This is a genomic window from Cellvibrio sp. PSBB006 (assembly GCF_002162135.1).
Lineage (GTDB): Bacteria > Pseudomonadota > Gammaproteobacteria > Pseudomonadales > Cellvibrionaceae > Cellvibrio.
On record NZ_CP021382.1, the window covers coordinates 1658673 to 1675993 of the forward strand.

11 protein-coding genes are annotated in these 17321 nt (G+C 53.5%); 6 read left to right on the forward strand and 5 right to left on the reverse strand.

All coding sequences use genetic code 11. The features are described from left to right. Nucleotides 1–215: 215 nt before the first annotated feature. The gene (locus tag CBR65_RS06900) at nucleotides 216–2342 is read right to left on the reverse strand and encodes a TonB-dependent receptor domain-containing protein (protein WP_087466177.1); all 2127 of its coding nucleotides are present in this window, start codon (nucleotides 2340–2342) and stop codon (nucleotides 216–218) included. Between the two features lie 285 nt (nucleotides 2343–2627). Here CBR65_RS06900 and CBR65_RS06905 point away from each other — a divergent pair, with 285 nt between their 5' ends. Then, the gene (locus CBR65_RS06905) at nucleotides 2628–3098 is read left to right on the forward strand and encodes a hypothetical protein (RefSeq protein WP_198300892.1); all 471 of its coding nucleotides are present in this window, start codon (nucleotides 2628–2630) and stop codon (nucleotides 3096–3098) included. Nucleotides 3099–3169: 71 nt separating this feature from the next. On the opposite strand, the gene CBR65_RS06910 is transcribed toward CBR65_RS06905, so the two are convergent. Together CBR65_RS06910 and CBR65_RS06915 are read right to left on the reverse strand one after the other, a co-directional pair. Then, nucleotides 3170–4018 (reverse strand): N-acyl homoserine lactonase family protein, encoded by an 849-nt coding sequence (locus tag CBR65_RS06910; RefSeq protein ID WP_087466178.1) that lies wholly within the window; start codon nucleotides 4016–4018, stop codon nucleotides 3170–3172. A 33-nt stretch (nucleotides 4019–4051) separates the two neighbouring features. Then, a complete protein-coding gene (locus CBR65_RS06915; protein WP_198300893.1) occupies nucleotides 4052–5050 on the reverse strand; it encodes an NADPH:quinone oxidoreductase family protein in 999 nt (332 codons plus the stop codon). A 114-nt stretch (nucleotides 5051–5164) separates the two neighbouring features. Here CBR65_RS06915 and CBR65_RS06920 point away from each other — a divergent pair, with 114 nt between their 5' ends. The 3 genes from CBR65_RS06920 to CBR65_RS06930 all read left to right on the forward strand — a co-directional run bounded on the left by CBR65_RS06920 (nucleotide 5165) and on the right by CBR65_RS06930 (nucleotide 9289). Beyond that, the gene (locus CBR65_RS06920; RefSeq protein ID WP_087466179.1) at nucleotides 5165–6070 is read left to right on the forward strand and encodes a LysR substrate-binding domain-containing protein; all 906 of its coding nucleotides are present in this window, start codon (nucleotides 5165–5167) and stop codon (nucleotides 6068–6070) included. 109 nt (nucleotides 6071–6179) lie between these two features. Then, nucleotides 6180–7766 carry a PQQ-dependent sugar dehydrogenase gene (locus tag CBR65_RS06925; RefSeq protein ID WP_087466180.1) on the forward strand — a complete coding sequence of 529 codons (1587 nt, stop codon included), beginning with the start codon at nucleotides 6180–6182 and terminating at the stop codon, nucleotides 7764–7766. A 170-nt stretch (nucleotides 7767–7936) separates the two neighbouring features. Next, nucleotides 7937–9289: a DUF418 domain-containing protein gene (locus CBR65_RS06930; RefSeq protein WP_087466181.1), complete on the forward strand. Its 1353-nt coding sequence runs from the start codon at nucleotides 7937–7939 to the stop codon at nucleotides 9287–9289. Nucleotides 9290–9421: 132 nt separating this feature from the next. On the opposite strand, the gene CBR65_RS06935 is transcribed toward CBR65_RS06930, so the two are convergent. Then, the gene (locus CBR65_RS06935; protein ID WP_087466182.1) at nucleotides 9422–10960 is read right to left on the reverse strand and encodes a hypothetical protein; all 1539 of its coding nucleotides are present in this window, start codon (nucleotides 10958–10960) and stop codon (nucleotides 9422–9424) included. A gap of 230 nt (nucleotides 10961–11190) precedes the next feature. Beyond that, on the reverse strand, nucleotides 11191–12342 hold the full coding sequence (locus CBR65_RS06940) for an MFS transporter (protein WP_087466183.1): 1152 nt from the start codon (nucleotides 12340–12342) through the stop codon (nucleotides 11191–11193). A gap of 533 nt (nucleotides 12343–12875) precedes the next feature. Here CBR65_RS06940 and CBR65_RS06945 point away from each other — a divergent pair. Then, nucleotides 12876–14033, forward strand: a complete 1158-nt coding sequence (locus CBR65_RS06945) for an MdtA/MuxA family multidrug efflux RND transporter periplasmic adaptor subunit (protein ID WP_087466184.1) — start codon at nucleotides 12876–12878, stop codon at nucleotides 14031–14033. A gap of 194 nt (nucleotides 14034–14227) precedes the next feature. Further along, on the forward strand, nucleotides 14228–17314 hold the full coding sequence (locus tag CBR65_RS06950; RefSeq protein ID WP_087466185.1) for a multidrug efflux RND transporter permease subunit: 3087 nt from the start codon (nucleotides 14228–14230) through the stop codon (nucleotides 17312–17314). Nucleotides 17315–17321 lie beyond the last annotated feature (7 nt).

Consider the following 17321-nt stretch of genomic DNA (forward strand, 5'->3'; position numbering starts at 1 on the left):
ATTTGCATGGGAAGTACTTTTTTCGGAAACGAAGCAGGGAGAGTACCAGCTCAAAAAAATCCTGCAAGAAATTTTATAAGCTTATGCCAAAAAAATTTATTCGCAGGCGAACGAGTCCGGTTACCCACTGTGAAAGTTATCGATGCACACATAAAAAAACCGGGTCAACCTCGTTGACCCGGTCAAAGCGCTGCATCATGAGGGTGAGCAGCAAATCAGAAGGTGTATTTGAACCCTGCGCTTAAACTGCGGCCCGGTTGCGGCACCACGGCGGCGAGGAAGGATGAGTGATTCCAAATCTCCTCATTCAACAGATTGCTGCCGCGCACGAACACCAGGTAGCGCTCATCGCCGAATAAACTGATACTCACCGTGGCATTTAACATGTTGTAACCGGGTGTTTCAGCTTCATAGTCGGCGATGTCGTCCTGGTTATTCACGTGGTAGTACTCCAGCTCCGCCCCGATACCATCTGCCTCCATATTCAGGCGTCCACCCACGCGCGATGCCGGAATGCGCGGCAAATTACCGCCATCCACAAACTCGGCCTGCACATAATCACCAAACAGCGTCGCCGCGACTGTCTCATCAAACTGATAAGTCACCTCCCCTTCCACGCCGGTAAATTCGGCATCCTGTTGGGTGTACTTGATCAGGCGGAAATCTTCGTATTGATCCAGAGTGCGGGCGTAGATGTAATCGTCCACATCGTTGCGGAAGGCGTTAATACTGTAAGTTAAATCACCACTGTGTTTACGCAGCGACAATTCGATATTGTTGGACACTTCTTTGGAGATGGCCGCGTTGTTTTCCAAACCGCCGCAGGTCAGTGGATGCGGCACCAGGCCGCATTCATAGGTATTGGTCGCCAGGTGGACGCCACGCGCATACAACTCCTGCGCTTGTGGCAAACGCTCCGCGTTGGCAAAAGACAAAGCCAGCGTAGTCTCTGGAATAAACTCCCAGATAATCGCCGCAGAAAAAGAGGTAGCGGAATCATCAAAGGCCGGACGATTGCGCGGGTCATTTACCGGCGTGTGTTCCTGTTGTTCGTAACGCGCACCCACCTCCAGATGCCATTGCTCATTCAGCTCGTAATGTTCAACGGCAAAAATACCCAGGGTTTCGGATTCGGTATCCGGAATAAACGCCTCTTCACCCAGCGCGCTGAATTCAGTGTTGGAGAATTGCGCACCCACCACACCGTGCCAACCGAGTACCGGCGCGTGGTCAATTTCAATGCGGCCTTCATAACCTTCATTACGGAAGGTTGTTGCAATTTCATCCTCTTCAATTTCGTGGTGTTCGTAATCCGTGTGACTGGCACGCACGCGAATCTTGTGTACACCGGCAAACGGCTCCTGCATCTCACCACGCAGATCAAAACGTTTGCTCTCCAGTTCAATCACCGGCACTTCTTCATGTTCGTCCTCATGCTCATGATCGTGGTCATCTTCCTCTTCTTCATCGTGGCTACCGCAATGCAAGCTGGCGCCGTGTGGGTGGCAACCTTCGTATTCGTGGGCATGGCCCGGCAAACCGTATTCATCATCGCGATAAGAATAGGCAAGCCCCAAAAAGCCGCTGTCACCGATCCAGGAAGCACCAATGCTGGCGTTGTTGCTCTCGGAAAATGTGCCGTGCACCTGATCTTCTTCCCAATTGCGCACTTCATAATCATCCGCATCCCGCGACGAACCTTCTACATGTACGGCAACACGGTTACCCAAGCGCGCTGTTGCACTCACAGCACCGGCGCGCTCATTGGCAACTGTATTACCGCGCAAGGCAACAAACCCTTCAACGGGCTGCTCGGGCAGAACCTCCGGAATCTTGTTATCCAACACATTCACCACACCGCCGATCGCACCACCGCCATACAGCAGCGTAGCGGGACCGCGCAAAACCTCTACCTTTTGGGCCAACAGCGGATCAGCCGTCACCGCATGGTCAGGTGAAATATCCGAGGCATCCAACAGGCTCGTACCATCCGACAATACTTTTACACGGGGCGAGGTTTGTCCCCGCACCACCGGCCGACTCGCCCCACCACCAAAGGTGTCGGAATGCACACCCGGCAAACCATTTAACAGCTCACCCAGGGTAGAACTGCCGCGCTGGGTAATCTGCTTGTCGTCCAGGATGCTGTAAGGCGCAACGATCTTGTTTGCATCCTCATCCACCGCCAGGGCGGTAACGTGGATAATCGGCATGGCATCTTCATGGCTGACATCCGGTTGAGCTGAATTCGGTTGGGCCACAACCGCAGCTGAAGCGGCAAGAAAACCGCCGCTCAGGATGACCTTGAGAGCTGATGCAAGGGGGTGCTGAGGGAAACGCATGGACAAATCCTCTTGTTTAAAACGTGTGCGATTGACAATGTTTAAGGAAAACAGGCTCTGGATGGCCGATTGATGGAAATGTTATACCATAACGTTTTTGTTGTATAGGAGGTTATTACATAACATTCAGAATTTGAGGATGTTCAATCAGCGAACCACCACAACTCCGGTTTTTTTAGGTTATAGTTGTTCCGGATCAGAGGAGTTTTAAGTCTCCATCTATTATTTGCCGCTAGGCCCTACTAACAGTTCAACAATCCAGGGATTTTTCTTTAAGGATTTCTCATGACCAACAGTCCTTATTTGCCACCACAAGCAACCCTAACAACGCCCACAAACAGTAACGCGGTACCGACGTTGCTTTATTCTCCCACGCAAGCGGCGTGCGGCACGATAGGTGGCCCAGTAGGTCTCGTTTATTTTTTATGGAAAAATTTTCGGTCATTGAATAATGAGTCAGCGGCAAAAAAGACTGTGCTATATGGTGGATTCTTCATTATCGCTCTAACCGCTTTGATTCCCTTCCTACCAGAAAATATTCCTAATACAATATTTACAATTGCATACATAATTACGGCGAGGCATGTTGCCGAAAAACACCAAATGAGCAAGCAAGCGATAAAGGACTCTCCACTCCATGATTTCCAATCTAATTGGCGAGTTCTTGGTGTAGGGCTACTGTGTTTAATAGCATCAGCGATCATCATTATAGGTCCCCTATTATTATTGGCCATGATTGGGGTTTGGAATCCATAACAACAAAAAAGTATCACAAGCCAACAATTATTCATGATGCTCTTAATTAGGATGCTTTCAATAAAGGCACGTCAATCAAGATACTTCGGAAATTTCGGCAACCCTAAAAAATCCTCCCGATCGTGCTGGATAATCATCCGCGCGTTATATTTTTCCATAAACTTTTCTACGCGATCAAACGACGCCAGTGTTTCAGCGCGGCTATCATTGAGGGCGGCAACCCGCGCTTGACGAAAATTTTCGCGTGTGTGGTATAGATCACCGGAAAGAATAACGGTGCCTGTATTGGCGAGTTTGAGCATCAATATTTGATGGCCGGGTGTGTGGCCGGGGGCGCGTAGTATGCGTACGCTGCCATCGCCAAACAGGTCGTGGTCACCTTCAATAAATTGTGCGTTATTATCGCCGATAAATGCCAGACCTTCCCGATCCACACCATATGGCTCACCTTGCGTCCATTCCATCTCCTTGCGACTAATCAAATAACGCGCCTCTTTAAATAGCGCGGCGTTGCCAGTGTGATCGAAGTGATGGTGCGAGAACGCCACGAAGTCAATATTCTGCACGGTCAATTGCAGCACCTTGAGTTGGGCGACGAGTGTGTGTTCCACTTTCGCGGAAAAACCATCCCCAAGATCAACAACGCCCTGCCCCGCGAATTTATCACCCAGGCCGACATCCCATAATAAATCGCCGCGCGGGTGGCGAATTAAAAAACAGGGCACCGCCATTAGCCCCGGCGTTTTGATGTAAGCATCTGTGTCTTCAAACCAATGCATCGCACGGGCTTCGAGCATAATCGTTCCGCAGTCCATGGCGTAGAGTCGCACAGTATCAAGCACGGCTTTATGCGTTTCAGCAGCGGCTTGCACAGTGAAAGAAAACATTAACAATAAAAAACTCAAGAAAGGGCGATACATACATCTCTCCAATGCCAATCGAGGTGATAAAAATTACGGGCGCAGTGCGAGTTTGCCGTGCGTGTTACCGGACTCCAGCTCACCAAGTGCTTTGGCCCCGTCTTCCAGCGAATACAGTGTGGGTTCGCCGGGAGGATAAACACCGGCGGCTTGCAGAGTGAAAAGTTCGTCGAGTAATTGTGCGAACTGTGCGGGTGCCTGTTGACTGAATACGCCGATGTGCAAGCCGATGACGTGAATCTGATGTTGAAATACCAATTGCCAATTAGTCAGGTTGGCCACGCCATTCGCTGCACCAAATATCACTACCCGACCGCTGACTGGCTTTGTTACCGCCAGGCTGGTGGCAAATGCATCACCACCCACAGACTCCAATACCAGGTCCACACCGGCAGCGCCTGTAAGCGCACGAATGTCGCCAGCAAGATCCTGATTGCGATAGTCAATAACATGATCCGCACCCAAGGCACTAACCAGTTCATGCTTGCCCGCCGATGCGGTGGCAATCACCCGAGCCCCATAATATTTCGCCAGTTTTACTGCCGCTTGCCCCACACCGCCCGCCGCTGCCTGGATAAGTACCGTTTCGCCCTTGGCAAGCCGACCCAGCGGTTTCAGCGCGGCCAAGGCTGTCGCCCAGTTAAGCACCAGGCCCAATGCCTGTTCGTCGCGCCATCCTGCCGGTATTGGCACCAAACCATCGGCGGACATCACCATGTAATCTGCAAAGGCGCCGTAACCGACACCCAGAAAATGCTGGCCAACATCAATACCTGTTACATCCTCGCCAAGAGCGACTACTTCTCCGGCAGCTTCGAAGCCGGCAATAAAAGGCGGCTTGGGGCCATCGTGATAACTGCCACGGGCTCGCATAACATCCGCAAAATTAAGGCCGGCAGCGGTGACCCGCAGCAGGATTTCACCACGCTGGGGCGTCGGTACCGGTTCGTTATCCACCAGCTGCATCGTCTGCGGTCCCTCGAAATCAGGTTGACGCAGGGCACGCATAGTGATCGGTATTGTGGTTTGCATTTCGACTCTCCTGCCATTGAACGGGAATGGCGAAGAGCTTAGCACTGGCTTTTGCTCAACAGTTGCGGTATTAATTCGCCACTTTGTTTCCCAAAACTCTACAAAAGGTGCGCAATGGAGCGATTGGCGGGGATATCGGTTTTTGTGGAAGTGGTTGAAAGCGGCAGTTTTTCCGCCGCAGCGGAGTTGTTGCACCTATCGCGCTCGGCGGTGGGCAAGACCATCGCGAAGTTGGAAGAACGGCTTGATGTCCGTTTATTTCATCGCACCACGCGCACGCAAAGTCTCACCAACGAGGGGCAAGCCTATTACGAATATTGTCGTCGGGCGCTGGCTGAATTGCGGGCGGGCGAGGAAGTTCTGGAGACGGGCCGGCAGCGAGTGGCCGGTAAATTGCGCGTGGCCATGCCGGTATTATTTGGTCGCTACTGCGCTGCACCGGTATTGACGGAACTGGCTCAACAACATCCGGGCCTGGAATTGGAATTGGGATTTTCAGATCGTAATGTGGATTTGCTGGCGGACGGGTTTGATCTGGCCGTACGCAGTGGCCGCCCCACCAGCGGCGACGGCCTCATGGTGCGCCGTATTGCCGAGCAAAATATGTATCTGTGCGCATCGCCCACTTACCTTGCGCAACGCGGCATACCAACATCAATCCCCGATCTGGAGACGCACGATGCATTAGCCTACACCCGCTCGGGACGGCCGCGTACCTGGTTGTTTCCGCAGCAACATGAAAAGCCAGTCGAAGTCATGCCCAATGCACGCTTGCGCTTTGATGACCTCGATGCGATTGCCGATGCTGCCGCAAAGGGAATGGGCCTGGCATGGCTGCCGTGCTGGTTGATTCGCGAACGCGTGCAGCGCGGTGAACTGGTCCGCCTGCTGGCAGACCAGCCCGCGTTCGGTTTCGGCATCTACGCGCTGTGGCCGCAAACACCGCACCTGCCCTGCCGCTTGCGCGTAGCGATTGATGCGCTGGCGGAATTGTTGCCGGGACTGGTCAATGTGGCATAACGCCAGACGTTCGTCCCGGTATTCTGTAACTCCTCCCAAAGCCTGCTTTTAAAAGCCATACCTGCGTTACAGTCCGGCCTGAACACGGCCAAGGCAGCAGGTAAATGCTATGCGATTTTTCTTGTTTTCTCTTTCGTTGAGTCTCTCTTTATCAAGCGTATCCGCCCTCGGCGCTGACACAATGCAGGGGCGTACGATTGAGGCCGAGTCCCTCAACCATTTGCGTTCTTCCAATTTCAATGTGAGTAAAACGGAAGCGGGTTTTGATTACGTCGGCCACATCGATGACAGCAGCATACTGTGTTACGACAACATCGACATGAGCGGCGTGCGCAGTATCGAGTTTGTGTACGCACGCGGCCCCGGCGCTTATGAAACCGGGCGTGTTGCCGTGCTGGTAAGTCCGCCGAACGGTCTGGGCAAGCGTACTAACCTTGGCGAGTTTGAAACTGCGGATACCGGCGACTGGGAAACCTTCCAGAGCCAGCGGGTGGGCTTGACGAAACCACCTAGCGGACGTCACAGCCTGTGTTTTTTCGGTATAACCGGGGGCGGTATTTTTAATCTGGATAAATTTACCCTCAGTAGTCAGCCCGGTGAAAACCTGGGCATTACCAAAACATTTACCGACGCTCTGCCCGGCGTGCTCGGCGGTGCGGGTTATCGTTTCGAACTCGAAGTGGTGGGCGAAGCGGCCAATGAAATCTGGTCCATGGCCTTTTTGCCCGATGGCGGTATCGTCGCGGCGCAAAAAAATGGCTATCTGGCGCTGTTTCGGGACGGCAAGCAAAGCGCACTGATCGAAGGCCTGCCTGATGTGTGGAACCGCGGTCAGGGCGGTTTGATGGCGGTGCAACCCCACCCGGAATACCCAAAAAATGGCTGGCTCTATCTCACCTATTCGCACGGCAATAGCGAAGGCAAGGCCATGACAGTAGTGGCCAGGGGCAAAATCGCCGGGCAAAGATGGCAGAACCACGAAATCATTTATCAAGCCCCTGACGAATTTTATTCCGAATCGAATTCACATTTTGGTTCCAGGCTGGTGTTTAAAGACGGCTACATCTTCTTCAGCGTCGGTGAGCGCGTTGACCAGGATAAAGCCCAAGACCTCGGCAGCCCGCTAGGCAAAATTCACCGCCTGCACGACGACGGCCGCGTTCCCAACGACAATCCTTTTGTAAAAACCGAAGGCGCGCTCGCCTCCATCTGGAGTTACGGTCACCGCAACCCGCAGGGCATAACCCTGTCACCGGATGGCAAACATGTCTGGGCCGTTGAGCACGGTCCACGCGGTGGTGACGAACTCAATCTGATTTTGAAGGGACGCAACTATGGTTGGCCGCTGGTGAGTTTTGGTACCAACTATGACGGCACCCTGATTTCCGAAAGTCCCTGGCGCGAAGGCATTGAGCCTCCGGTGCAGCAGTGGACGCCTTCTCTCGGTGTATCCCAGGCTGTGTTTTATACCGGTGGCCAGTTTCCCCTGTGGCGCAACCAGTTGCTGGTGGCCAGCCTCGGACAGCAACAGCTGCGCATGGTCAAACTCGACAATAATAATCAGCTCGTAAGCGATACCCTCATACTGCAAAACCTCGGCAGAATTCGCGACGTGGTAAGCGGACCGGATGGTTATCCTTATATTGTGATCAGTCACCCTTATGGAAAAATCTATCGCTTAAAGCCAGCGAAATAAAATCAAATGCGCAGGGAGCGCTGACAAAACTCTACCGAATTTATCTTTCTCCTTTTTAATTAAACCTGCTCGCGAGCATCATTGCGTAACAAATGTAAACTTTCATGAAAAATAAGATTAATTAACGGAATATACCGGCGTACTACGGATTGATCGGGAGGAGTACGCTTATGTTGGCTTATCAGGAAAATTCTGCCGCGACCATCAACAACCTTAACCCCACCATCGCGCCACTCGCCACTCACGAACGCATTACTACGCTCGACAGTCTGCGCGGTGTGGCGGTACTGGGAATTTTGTTACTCAACATCATCAGCTTTGGTTTGCCGAAAGCCTACGTCGACCCTAGCGTGTATGGTGGCATTGACGGCTGGAACCTGGTTGCATTCGTGACCAATAATCTATTTTTTGAAGGCACCATGCGCGGGCTATTCTCGCTGCTATTCGGTACCAGCATCTTGCTGCTGAGTGAACGCGCTGAAGCCCGTGGCGACACCAGTGAATTCGCCGATATGTATTATCGTCGTATGTTATGGCTGTTTTTATTTGGTGTAATTCATGCCTGGGCACTGTTATGGTTTGGCGATGTACTGTATTGGTATGCCCTTGCCGGTATGTTTTTACTTCCGTTGCGAAAACTCTCACCACGCACACTGATTATTTTAGGTTTGCTTGCACTGGCGACACTGATACCACGCACTGCAATCAAGATTGATGAAACAACTGATGCCCGCACAGCGGCACAAGCCGCCCAACGCCTGGTCGCGCAACAACGTGAACTAACGGACGAACAGGCTCAAGCAATAGCGCACTGGCAGTCCATCGAAGCCTGGGCCAAACCGGATTCACGCTTTCTCGAACAACGCATTCAATCCATGCAAGGTGATTACCTTTCCGTCTTGCGGGAAATTACACCGATTATCATCGCTTACGAATCCACTATTCTGTACAAAGGCGGCTTTTTTGATGCAATTGGCTGCATGTTATTGGGCATGGCGTTGCTGAAATTGGGTGTATTAACGGGCAAGCGTTCGGTGCGTTTTTACCTGTGGATGATGCTCGTCGGGTTTGGTCTGGGTGTTGCCGTCAATACCTTTGAAACCTGGAAAATAATCACCAGCGACTTTGACATCATCACTCTGATGACCTGGGGATTTCTCGGCGTGACTTACGATCTAGGCAGGATACCGGTCACCCTGGGTTTTGTCGGATTGATTGCGTTGATCGGTAAACTGGGCTGGTGCCGACTTGTGATGAAAAAATTGGCGAATGTGGGTCGCATGGCGCTAACTAATTACGTGATGCAATCGGTAATTTGCGCATTTGTTTTTTACGGTTTTGGCCTTGGGCTATTCGGACAACTGGAGCGGTATCAACTCTATTATGTGGTGGCGAGCATTTGGGTTTTGCAGATTGTCGGGAGTTCGCTGTGGTTAAAATATTTTCATTTTGGCCCATTAGAGTGGCTATGGCGTTCATTGACTTATTGGCGGTTACAGCATTTTTTGAGGCAGTATACCTGACGTCCAGACATTGGGGATAAGCTTGCGAGACCGTCACCGGCATGGATGCCGGTGTCGAGCCTACAGGGAAGTATTTACGGCGTGTCTCGCAAGCTTATCCCCAATGTCTTCCGCGATGTTCTACAAATGTATCTATTCGAATAAGTTAAAGCGACTTTCTTTTAATAAAGCCAGCAGATTCTGTTGTCGGATTTCATTGGATTCAGTGGGAGAAAGTCGATCCACCAGATTCTCAAGTGTTCGCTCTTTTTGATGGTCTTCATGGCGATCTATTTCGGCAAAATTCTGGTAGAAACGCTCCAGTATGTCATGGGTTTTCTCACGCTCTATCAATAAACTATCCACATCCCCCGCTGACATATCCAGCGTGCGTGTCGTTTTACCGCTTTCGTGTTCATTGACATATACATAATTGCCATTTGCAAAATCCGCTGCTTCCAACCAGGGTAAGGGTTTGAAATAACTGCTGTGCAATTCGTAAAAGGATTCCTGTTGTAGCAGGAAACGTGCGCCGTCGGTTTCGGTGCGCGTGGTTTGTCCCATGGTGAGATTCATCGCTGATACCTGGGTGCGATTTTCCGGGTTATAGGTGGTGGCTGCGCGGAAACTGGCGGTGAAATCTGGCAATCCCGTGTGAAATTCATCGAGCAGGCTTTTTTCTGCCGGCGAAGATGTTGAGGTTTTTAATTCATCCAGCAGCAAAACACTGCGCAGCCCATCCAGCATAAAACGCACCGACGCACTCTCCGTACCGCGCGCATCCCCTGCCCGGCGAATTAAATCCAGGTATTGCTCAATGGTTTGCTGGGCCGTTGCGCGATCCGTTTGTAATATGCCATTAACGTGCGCAGTAATATCAAATTGATAACCGGCCACGTCTTCACCGCGCAAGCGACGGGTTTGCGTGGTTTCATCAAACGCATAATCGTAATTCAGCGTATCGTAGACATCGCCGTTGGGTTTGGATAATTCAAGTTTAAAGGATTGAATATTGGCATCATCAAAGGCAGCAAGGCCACGCAGCTCCGCTTTACCGGTACGAAAAAATTCATCCGCCACTTCACCGAGTTTGCTGGCCAATTTATCGAGCGCCTGCTGTTCCGCCTCCGATAATTCACCAACCACATCAAACGCAAATTCCAGGCTCTCTCCACCGGGACCTTGGCGACGCGTCATGCGAACCGTGATGTCATCACCCTCTTTGGTACGAATGGTCAGCAAAAAAGATTCCCGACGTTTCCCCACCAACGCCGAGAAATCCGGCGAAAACTTTTCCGCTGCAATATCCCCCGGCACACTGAAATTGCGTGCTTCATTACGGAAATTGCTGGTTTCGGCACTGAGCGCACCCACCTGGCTCAAAAAACTTCCCGCACGAAAACTATGCGCGCGATCATTACGAAACATCGACCATTCATTAAGCAGTTGCTGCGACAGCGCCCCTGCAACAATGCCTGTTTGTTGCTGATAGCGCAGGTAAGTAATTTCTGTGGAGGGTTTTCTATAGGTCGGTGCGGAGTTTTCAAACGCACCCAGACTGACTTGAGTCGAAGGCGAATCCTGAATAACGAGCGGCGATGCCGTGGGTTCAACAGTTTTATTCACCGGCAGCGCCGGTGCATTTACTGTTGCACCAGGTGTGATTAACGATGAGGTGGGTGATATCGACATAAACCGCTGTTCCCAAGCAAAACCAAAAACTACCGCACACTTGACGCTCGCACGATGCAAGTTTGGCGTTAGGCCATTGGTTTCGAAACCCTCAAGTCAGGGACGACTTGAGGGAGCTACAGGGATGTATTCATGCGTTTTCGAAACCAATGGCCTAACGACAAACGAACTACGAAGCACATTTACCTCACTATCGGCCAATACCTTCTTAACTTTAATCCCAACCAAACTTACCGCGTCACCAACCGCGCACAACTTGCCAAAGCCAATAATCCCAAAGCAACCAGCGCAAACGACACCGACAAACTGCTGAGCTGCGCCACAAAACCAATCATCGCCGGGCCGGCGAGAATACCAGCGTACCCCAGAGTAGCTACAGCCGAAATCGCCAAACTCACCGGCATGGTTTTTTGATTACCGGCCGCCGTGAATAACACCGGCACGATGTTGGAAGCACCTAAGCCGATTAACACAAAACCTAAAAATGCCGCTTCACGCGCGGGCACCAGGACCGTTAATAAAAAGCCCGCTGCGGCACAAATCCCGCCCAGTAAAATAACTTTCGTTCCACCGAGCGCCTGCACAATCCTGTCGCCCGTCAAGCGCGCAACGGTCATGGCAACCGAAAAGCCCGCAAAGCCCAAACCGGCTTGCGCCGCATCGACATTACGCATGCTGGTAAGAAACACCGCACTCCAGTCCAGCACCGAACCTTCCGCCAAAAACACCACAAAACACAAACAACCAATCAATAAAACTTTGCCGTGCGGCATGACGAACAACGGATCGCGACTGGTGCTGCCGTAGGGCAACAAATGTGCGAAACAAACTGTGAGCAATATCAGTATGACAACCGCCATCACGGCCACCGCGACAAACGGTGAAAACGCGAGCCATAACAAGCCACTCACACCCGCCGCACCAAGAATGCCACCGAGACTATAAAAACCGTGAAAGCCCGACATCATTGAACGGCCACTGGCTTTCTCCACCATCACCGCCTGAATATTCATCGCCACATCCACCGTGCCCACCGACGCACCGAACACCAACAACGTCATCGCCATGGTCAACACACTCGGTGCGCTGGTCAGACACACCAGACTCACACACATCAACAACGCCGCCACCACAATCACCCGCCGACAACCCAGGCGCCCGGTAAGCATCCCGGTAATCGGCATGGACGCGAGCGAACCAGCGCCAAGGCACAACAACAATAACCCCAGCGTCGCTTCGTTAACGGCGAGACGTTCTTTCGCAAAAGGCACCAGCGGTGCCCAACTGGACATCCCCAAACCGGCAATCAAAAACGCCGCGCGGGTAGACATTTGTTCAGCAAAACCGGGAACAGGATGAGAGGCGGGGACAACAACGGACATAACATTCACCACAAAAAATACGCAAAGCGCAAAACGCCGGAAAAAGTGCCGGGCACTATATCATCGGGATAATGTCGGGATCAGGGGTGAAAGTGTAAAAAGACGTTTAGGTCGGGAAGTCGCCCTTGAACAAATCCATATTCGGAGCACAAAGGAGTTTCCGGACAGTGTTGGGAGACCGTCAGAGGCATGGATGCCGATGCCGAGCCTACATGGATGTATTCACGGCGTGTCTCCCAATACTGTCCGGAAACTCCGCTCTCCAAGATGGCACCCCTTAAATAAGAAAACCAGAAATTCCATCAATCACAAAACGTTGGGAAATGTAAAACCGGTTGCTACCCCAACACTTAACACTTACGCTCCTTCAACCAAAGCAATAACAGCGCCAATGCTTACCGATTATTGTCGCCCTTACGTATTAAGAAAAAGACCGGGAGATATCGGGAATTCTGTCAGGGTTTTCTGATCCACCACACATCCCGTTCATTTATCCCCCAGCGTCAGTCAGTAGGTTTAATGTAGGAATCTTCATGCTCGCACCTGTCTCCCGATTATCCCGCGGCCAGCGTTGGCTGTTGGGCGCCGTCCTTGTTGTTGTACTGCTGCTACTCTGGTTCTTCGTGTGGCGCACGCCGGCTGAAAAATTACCGCCGCCACCCAACCCCTGGATGAGTCCGGTACCGGTGCGCACGGTCACCGCCACCCGTGAAGATTTAAAAGTCCACATCAAAGCGATTGGTACCGTTACGCCACTCAACACTGTCACGGTGCGCAGCCGGGTGGATGGTCCGCTGGTCGATATCTCCTTTCAGGAAGGTCAACAAGTCAACGCGGGCAAGGTGTTAGCGGAGATTGATCCGGCACCCTATCGTGTGCGCCTGGCGCAGGCCGAGGGCACCTTGCAGGAAACGCGCGCGCAGTTAAAAACTGCTGAAGAAGACTTGGTGTTATACAAGCGCCTCTACGAACAAAAATCCATTCCCAAGCAGCAACTGGATAAACAGGAAGCCCTGGTGGAGCAGTTCAAAGGGACGTTAAAAAATCATCAGGCGCAGGTTGATGATGCGAAGTTGCAGCTGTCCTACACGCGCATTGAGGCACCGATTGCGGGCCGCCTGGGTCTGCGCCGGATCGACGTCGGCAACATGATTAACGCCAGCGATACCGAAGGCTTGGTCACCATTACCCAGACCCAGCCTATCGCGGTTGAATTCACCGTGCCGGAAAACCAACTGGTGGCGGTGCGCCAGTCTTATAACGCGGCGGCCGAAGCGGAGCAACGCCTGACCGTCGAAGCCTGGGATCGCAGTGAACAACATCAGTTAGCCACAGGGGAACTCACCACCCTGGATAACCAGATCGATTCGGCCACCGGTACCCTGCGCTTGAAAGCGCAATTCGCCAATGACGATGACATGCTCTTCCCCAACCAGTTTGTGAACGCTCGCCTGCATCTGCGGACTCTGGAAAAGGCCATCACCATCCCGGTGGATGCCGTGCAGTTCGGCTCCCAGGGGACTTACGTTTACACCATTGAAGACGGCAAAGCCAAAATCCGCCCGATTAAACTCGGCCCTACCGAGGGTGTGCGGGTGGCGATTGAAGAAGGTTTGCAGGAAGGTGAAGCGGTGGTGCTGGAGGGGATTGATCGGCTTAATGAGGGCCGTGAGGTTAAGGTGACGAATTAGGTCGGGGGGTTGTCGGCTTACGCTGTGCTAAGCCGACCTACGTCGACCGAGCTGGAATACCGTAGGTCGGATTAGCGCCAGCGTAATCCGACATCAGGATCGCCGAGCAAACCAATATTGACGAACGGCACCGACGACAGATCAATAAATTTGTTTTGGTTTACCGATGAGCGACTGTTGATGAGACTGTTTCAATGAGTGTGTCCCGCCCTTTTATCCTGCGCCCGGTGGCAACGTCATTACTGATGTTGGCGCTGCTGATGTCTGGCATTCTGGCGTGGCGGTTGCTGCCGGTGGCGGCTTTGCCGCAGGTGGATTACCCGATCATCCAGGTCTTTACCTTTAATCCCGGCGCCAGCCCGGACGTGATGGCACGGACCATCACCGCACCGCTTGAGCGTCGACTGGGGCAGATTCCCGGCCTGAAACAAATGTCCTCCACCAGTTCCACCGGGGCTTCGATTATTACCCTGCAATTTTCGCTGGAAGTTGACCTGGGCGTGGCGGAACAGGAAGTGCAGGCCGCGATCAACACCGCCAGCAGCTTATTGCCCGGCGACCTGCCGACGCCGCCAATCTATCGCAAGGTGAACCCCGCCGACGCACCTATCATGACCTTGGCGGTTACCTCTAAAAGCCTGCCGTTGCCCGAAGTTTACGACCTGATCGACACGCGCATGGCGCAGAAGCTGGCGCAGTTACCCGGCGTGGGGATGGTGAGCCTGGCAGGCGGGCAACGCCCGGCCATTCGCGTCAAGGTTAATCCGACGGCGCTGGCGTCGCTCGGTATGAGCCTTGAAGAAGTCCGCTCCGCTATCGTCACCGCCAACGCCAACCAACCCAAGGGCAGCTTCGACGGCCCCTACCGCTCCACCATGCTCGACGCCAATGACCAGATCAAATCCGTTGAGGAATACGAAAACCTGCTGATCAACTGGAACGCCGGGGCACCGGTGCGCCTGAAAGACGTGGCCAAAGTCGTTAACGGTGCGGAAGATCGATTCCTCGCCGCCTGGGCTGATACCCAACCCGCCGTACTGATCAACATTCAGCGCCAGCCCGGCGCCAACGTGATTGACGTGGCCGACAGTGTGCAGTCGTTGATGCCGCAATTGACGTCCACGCTGCCCGCCGCTGTGGAAGTCACAGTATTGACCGACCGCACCAACAGCATTCGCGCGTCTATTCGTGATGTGCAAAAAGAACTGATCTTCGCGATCTGCCTGGTGGTGCTGGTGACCTTCGTCTTCCTGCGCACGATTCCCGCCACCATCATTCCCAGCGTCGCCGTGCCCCTGTCGCTGGTAGGCACCTTCGGCGTGATGTACATGATGGGCTTCTCCATCAACAACCTGTCCCTCATGGCCCTGACTATCGCCACCGGTTTTGTGGTGGACGACGCCATCGTGATGCTGGAAAACGTAGCCCGCCATCGGGAGGAAGGTGAGTCGCCGTTACAGGCGGCGTTAAAAGGCGCGGCGGAGATCGGCTTTACCCTGATCTCACTGACAATTTCGCTGATCGCTGTATTGATTCCGCTGCTGTTTATGGGCGACGTCGTTGGCCGTCTATTCCAGGAATTCGCCATCACCTTGGCGGTGGCCATCGGGATTTCGCTGGTGGTATCGCTCACGCTGACGCCGATGATGTGCGCACGCATGCTGCGCGATGCCCCCGCCCACGATGCGGCTGATCCCGGTTTTATGGACCGCCTGATTGCCCGTTACGGTGTCTGGCTGGATCGGGTGTTGGAACATCAACCAGCGGCCATGCTGGTGATGATCGGCACGGTGGTCCTGACGGCGGGTTTGTACCTGCTGGTGCCCAAAGGGTTCTTTCCGGTGCAGGACAGCGGCGTGATTCAGGTGGTCACCGAAGCCCCGCAGGATATTTCCTTTGATGCCATGGCCGAGCGACAACAATTGTTGGTGGAGCGGGTGTTGGAAGACCCGGATGTCGCGAGTCTGTCCTCATTTATCGGCGTGGACGGCAGCAATATCACGCTCAACAGCGGGCGTCTGCTGATCAACCTCAAGTCCCACGGTGAGCGCGACGCGACTGCCGGCGAGATCATCGACCGCCTGCGGGAAAACATTAAAGGCGTAACCGGCATTACCGCCTGGTTCCAGCCGGTGCAGGAACTCAGTATCGAAGACCGCATCAGCCGCACCCAATACCAGTTCACCCTCACCACGCCGGACAGCCAATTGCTGGATGACTGGGTGCCACGGGTGATTGAGCGCCTGCGCCAGGAACCCGCATTGGCCGATGTGGCCAGCGACCTGCAAACCCAGGGACTTCAGGCTTATGTGGATATCGACCGCGATGCTGCCGCCCGCTTGGGCGTGCGGGTCAGCGATATCGCCGCCGCGCTGCAAAGTGCCTATGGGCAGCGGCAAATCGCCACGCTGTTTACCCAGGCCAATCAATATCGCGTGGTATTGGAAGTTAACCCGGATTACGCGCAAGGTTTAAAAGCACTGGAAACGACCTATGTGTCCAACAGCGCGGGCCAGCCGGTGTTGTTGTCCACCCTTTCCAAGGTAACCCAGCGGCCCACCGCCCTGTTGATTAACCACCAGGGGCAATTCCCCTCGACCACCGTGTCTTTCAATTTAGCCACCGGTGCATCCTTGGGTGAAGCCATTGACGCCATCGAAGCCGCACAACAGGAACTGGCGATGCCGGCTGCACTGGAACTGCGCTTTCAAGGCGCGGCGGAGGCCTTCCGCGCCTCGCTCAGCAACACTTTGTGGCTGATCCTCGCAGCTGTGGTCACCATGTACATCGTACTGGGCGTGCTGTACGAGAGTTTTATCCACCCGGTTACGATTCTGTCGACTTTGCCCTCGGCCACTGTGGGAGCGCTGTTGGCATTACTGTTGACTGGACGGCCGCTGGATTTGATTGCGGTAATCGGCGTGGTGTTGCTGATTGGCCTGGTGAAGAAGAACGGCATCATGATGGTGGACTTCGCGCTGGAAGCTCAACGCAAAGACGGTCTGAGCCCCCGCGCGGCCATCCACCGCGCCGCCATGATGCGTTTCCGCCCGATCCTGATGACCACCCTCGCCGCGCTGTTCGGTGCGATCCCTTTGATGCTCGCCTCCGGCTCCGGCGCCGAACTGCGCCAGCCGCTGGGCTTGGTGATGGTGGGTGGTTTGCTGGTGAGTCAAGTGCTGACCTTGTTCACCACGCCGGTGGTGTATTTGTTCTTTGACCGCTGGTTGAAGAACCGCCCGGCCGAGGCGGAACAAGCGACATTACCGTTGCGGGAGTGAACGGATT